This is a genomic window from uncultured Gimesia sp. (genome assembly GCF_937919775.1).
GTDB lineage: Bacteria > Planctomycetota > Planctomycetia > Planctomycetales > Planctomycetaceae > Gimesia.
On record NZ_CALFPF010000400.1, the window covers coordinates 1 to 4,906 of the forward strand.

At 51.0% G+C, this 4,906-nt stretch carries 5 protein-coding genes; 3 read left to right on the plus strand and 2 right to left on the minus strand.

What is annotated here, in order from left to right:
- The coding region (locus Q0294_RS10950; RefSeq protein ID WP_299464766.1) for a VCBS repeat-containing protein at positions 1 to 386 on the plus strand (386 nt) is incomplete at its 5' end.
- 55 nt (positions 387 to 441) lie between these two features.
- On the opposite strand, the gene Q0294_RS10955 is transcribed toward Q0294_RS10950, so the two are convergent.
- Positions 442 to 1,611: a glycosyltransferase family 4 protein gene (locus Q0294_RS10955; protein WP_299464768.1), complete on the minus strand. Its 1,170-nt coding sequence runs from the start codon at positions 1,609 to 1,611 to the stop codon at positions 442 to 444.
- Between the two features lie 100 nt (positions 1,612 to 1,711).
- Entirely contained in the window at positions 1,712 to 2,812 is a 1,101-nt protein-coding gene (locus Q0294_RS10960; protein ID WP_366917964.1) for an SPFH domain-containing protein, read from the minus strand.
- Positions 2,813 to 2,872: 60 nt separating this feature from the next.
- Between Q0294_RS10960 and Q0294_RS10965 the strand changes: the two genes are divergently transcribed.
- Positions 2,873 to 3,202, plus strand: a complete 330-nt coding sequence (locus tag Q0294_RS10965) for a hypothetical protein (RefSeq protein ID WP_299464774.1) — start codon at positions 2,873 to 2,875, stop codon at positions 3,200 to 3,202.
- A 262-nt stretch (positions 3,203 to 3,464) separates the two neighbouring features.
- Entirely contained in the window at positions 3,465 to 4,565 is a 1,101-nt protein-coding gene (locus tag Q0294_RS10970; RefSeq protein WP_299464776.1) for a peptidylprolyl isomerase, read from the plus strand.
- Positions 4,566 to 4,906 lie beyond the last annotated feature (341 nt).

The window sequence follows — 4,906 nt, forward strand, 5'->3', positions numbered from 1 at the left end:
ATGCGTTTGGCGTCTGGTGGTTTGAGAATGTCTCCGAAGACGGCAAACCAAAGTTCAAAGCGCATCTGATCGACAAGAGCTATTCGCAAACACACGCGGTCCACTTTATCGATATGAATGGCGACGGCGAGCGCGATCTGGTCACCGGCAAACGGTTCTTCGCCCACAATGGCAATGATCCGGGGGGCAAAGACCCGGTCGTGATGTACTGGTATGAGATCAAACGGAATAAAGGCGCTGCTCCTCAGATCATTCCGCATAAGATCGAAGCGGGCAACGATACCGGCGTGGGCACTCAGTTTTCGATGGCCGACATGAACGGTGATGGCCGCCCTGATATCGTGCTCTCGAACAAAAAAGGGGTCAACGTCCTGCTGCAGAATTAAGTCCAGCTGACACTCACTCGCAGGATAGTACTGAATCAGTGCTATCCTGCTTTTTTTACCGCTTGTTTTTCCGGTCGTCGAGAACCCGCTGATAAATTTCGCGTAATCGACGCGTCATGGTTTCGTGCCGAAACTGATCGGTAAATCGATCGCGTCCCGTCTGGCCAAAGCGTTTTCGTTTTTCGGGATCAGCGGCGAGTTCGATCAACGCCTGCGACAACGGCTCAATCGATTCCGGCGGCAGTAGATAACCGGTCTCGTCGGGGATCACAACTTCCCGCGCACCATCTACGTCGTACGAGACCACCGGCTTACCGGCGATCAATCCTTGAGGAAGCACGCGGGCCAGGCCTTCCCAGACACTGGTATGCACGACGATATCCATGGCATGAATCAATTCCGGCACCCGCTCTGGAGGGACCAAACCGGTGAAAATAAAATGCTCTGTGAGACCCAGATCGGCGATTCGCTGTTCGAACTCTGCTTTGAGAATTCCATCTCCGACCAGCAGAAAGCGAACCTGTGGTTGTGCCTCGACAACCTGTTTGGCTGCTTCGATCAGATACTTGTGTCCTTTCAAATGAAACAGCCGTGCGACTTTGCCAATCACAATGTGTTGTGGTTCGATACCCAGTTCCCGACGGACGTCAGCGGGAGGACGCGCCGGAGTGAGAAACGGTTCGACTTCCATTCCACTGTAAACGGTGTCACAGCGATCTCTGGTCGTAATGCCGGCCGCCACGTATTGATCGGTCATCGCATCACACACACTGATCAGACGGTCGCAACGTTTTGCTGCCCACTTTTCTGCGGCAATATAAGCGTGGTAATGCACTGGCGACTGCCCGAAATGAAAGGCGGCTCCATGAATGGTGTGCACGGTGGGCAGCTTGAGATGCCAGGCAGCGGCACGTCCGAGAATACCTGCTTTGGAACTATGAGTGTGAACCAGTTCGGGCTGGAAATCGCGCAGTTCTGCGATCAGTTCCCGATAGGCGCGCCACTCGTTCAGCGGACTGATACTGCGGGTCAGATGAGGCACGATCCGCAAATCGAAACCACCCTGTTCGGCACGAGGGATTAACGTCCCTTCCGGCCCTTCCGTCGGTCCCGTGAGGAGTGCGACCTCGTCGTGATAATCCCGATACTGATCTTCGACCGTATAGAGCGTATTCTGCTGCGCGCCGCCAATAATCATCCGGGTGATAACATGTGCGACTCTCACGCGGACACCAGCCTCTGGTCTTTCTGCCAATGGCAGTCAATTTTCGAAATCAGCATGACTCTCCAAGATACGATTGATCGGGATCGCAGCCCCCGGCCCTTTAACCGGCTGGCGGAGGCGGTGGTGTAGCCTGAAAATAACCTGCCAATGGTGGCACCTGACCGGCGGGCAGCCAGCCCGACATGCCGGCAGACCAGACTTGCGTTGTTCCTGAAATCTGACCGCCGGTTATCCCCTGAGAGATTTGTTCCAGTGTGAAAGGTCCCTGCGACTGACCATTCACGGCGATATGCCAGGCCGCCGGTGGTGGCGGTGGCGCCATCTGACCCGGCGCTCCCATGCCGGGAGCGTGCATCATCCGGTTGGCCATCGCAAAGCCCATGCCGAGCCCCATGCCCTCAGCGGCTCCTCCGCCGGAAGGATTCTCGGCGGCGGAAAGCATGGCCTGCCCCATCTGGTATTGCTGAAACTGATTCATATCGCCGATGACCCCCATACTGGTCCGCGTATCCAGGGCTTTTTCCACGGTTTCCGGGAGCGAGATATTCACAATCAACAACTGTGGCACTTCCAGACCGTATTCGTCGTCGATCCGCTCATTGACGATTTTTTTCAGCTCAACTGAAATCTCCGTATATTTGGAGGCGAGATCTAGAGCTGCATACTTCGCTTCACCAATCAGATCGGCGAAGGAACTGATAATAATCGAACGTAACAGTTCATTGATTTCATTCGAGTGAAACTCGGAATCCGTACCCACCAGTTCTTTAACGAGAATGCGCGGGTCATTGGCTTTGAGTGAATAATTACCAAAGGCCCGCAATCGGATCGGACCGAATTCGGGATCGCGGAGCATGATCGGATTGGGAGTGCCCCACTTCAAGTCCGTGATCTGCGTGGTATTAACGAAATAAACTTCGGAACGAAACGGGCTGTTGAAGCCGTGTTTCCAGCCCTGAAGTGTTCCTAAAATGGGCAGATTGTCGGTCGTGAGTTGATAATGGCCCGGCTCAAACACATCGGCGACTTGCCCGCGATGCACGAACAACGCCATCTGCCCCGGACGCACAATCAATTGCGCCCCATTTTTGATTTCATTCTGATACCGGGGAAATCGCCAGGTGAGAACGTGTTTTGAATCATCGATCCACTCAATGATATCAACGAGTTCGCCCCGTAATTTATCCATCCAGAATCCCATGCTGATATCCCTTTTCTTAATGCTGCTGCCTGATTAGTACCTGAATCTGGTTCTGCGTGAATGGCTCAAAAAAGAAATGCGGACAGCGAACGTGCCACTTGTCTGATTGTAACGCTCACCAAAGTTCACCCGCAATCGAAGAAATTACCGACCTGCCGAATATTAGCAAATCAGTCCGGTTTTCTGGGCTTGCGAGCTGCTGAATCTCCTCAACTCATACACAATCCACGGTGTTTCTACAAAACCCTGTGCTCACAAAACGGCACGGAACTTCTTCAGGATCAAAAAAAACTGCAAAAACAAAGTAAAACCGCCTTAAAAACAAGGTTTGAGACCTGCCTGCCTTTTGTGAAACCTATACAGATTACAGGTTCCATAAATTGCTGTTGACCTGCTTTGTTGAAAGTTTTACATTTCCGCCGCGCTCTAATGGTAGAGCTTGAGACAAGGAAGTTTCGTAAATCTTCTGACGACTAAGTATCAACGTGATTGGTGAATCTGGAGCTGCCTGATTCAGGACAGATCCGGAATCATTTCCCAACGATCCCATGACCCAGGGGATTGTTGAATCCAGCTTGAAAGCTGGTGGGGCTGATAACAGGCAATCACATGATCCCCTCGCGTCGGATACAAAACATGGAGATTTTAAGCAATGGGCGAACCAACCCCAAACCCGCATGCGACCAAAGCCAAGACAAACTCGAAACGAAAAATACTGTTTTTCGCAGCCGGTACCGGACTGGTTCTTTTCGCTGGTGTACTCTTTTTCCAGACATTCAATGCGAAAGACGGTGCTGCCGGCGAAGATAAAAAAGCAGGCACTGTGCGAATTTCCGGAAGTCAACCAACGGTCCGCAGTCAACCTGTTGCTAAAGTTGGCAGCATGGTGATCACGGAAGATGAACTGGCCCGCGAATGCCTGGCACTATATGGACCGGAAGTTCTGGAAAATGTCGTGAACCGGGCCATCATTGAACAAGCCTGCCAGAAAGCTGGCGTGGCTGTAGAACAAGCCGAAGTTCACGCGGAAGTGGAGAAGATTGCCAAACGCTTCAATCTGGATACCAAAACCTGGTATGAAATGTTGCTGGCGGAACGCAAAATGAATCCCAATCAGTATCGCCATAATGTGATCTGGCCGATGCTGGCTTTAAGAAAACTGGCCGGTCAACAAACAGCATTGACTGAGGATCAGGTCCAGAAAGCATTCGCTCGCGATTACGGTCCACGTGTGAAAGCCCGTATGATCATGCTGGACAACCTGAACCGGGCACAGAAAATCTGGGATGATGTCAAAAGAAATCCGGCTGACTTTGAACGCGTTGCCCGCGATTACTCCATCGAACCAAGCAGCCGTGCTCTGGGCGGTGCCATTCAACCGATTCCACAATACTCCGAAAATGAAAGCCTCTGGAAAGCGGCTTTCAAGTTGAAAGAAAACGAAGTTTCCGGGATCATTCAAATCGGTTTGAGCCGATATGCGATTCTGCTCTGTGAAGGACATACTGAACCGGTTGTCACCAATATTGGCGAAGTGAAAAATCAGTTGCTGGAACAGTTGAACGAAGAACAAGCCCAGGAAGCAGTCGCTCGCGTGTTTAAGAAGCTGAAAGATGAAACCCGCGTGGACAATTACATCACCAACACCACAACGGGTGGCGTGTCCCAGACATCGGGAACGAACTTTACACCAGGTAGTGTGAAACCGGCGATTGGCAGCCCCGATCAGGGCCTCAACCCGTCTCCCAGATAGTAATTTTTCTCAAAAAATGAGAACCAGATAGCCAAAACGTGTGTCAGTCCTGGTTTACTGACACACGTTTTTTCATATGCTGAATAATCTGAGTAAAATTACTCGTATTACTCAGGCGCATTATTGGGGGCTGTTGCGTAAAATAGTAATCTCTTTAGAAATCATTCTTCGGCATAAGTAAAAAGCTGTCGAATCAGAAGATTTCTGGCAGAGAACAGTTAGTTGACAAATATTCCTAGTTAAACGGGCAGTGCATCAATTATGCGTGGCGAATCGGAAGTTCCTGTTTCAGATGATGGTTTTAAAATCCCAGTTGCTGAGAGAGTAAAACGTTTACCCCC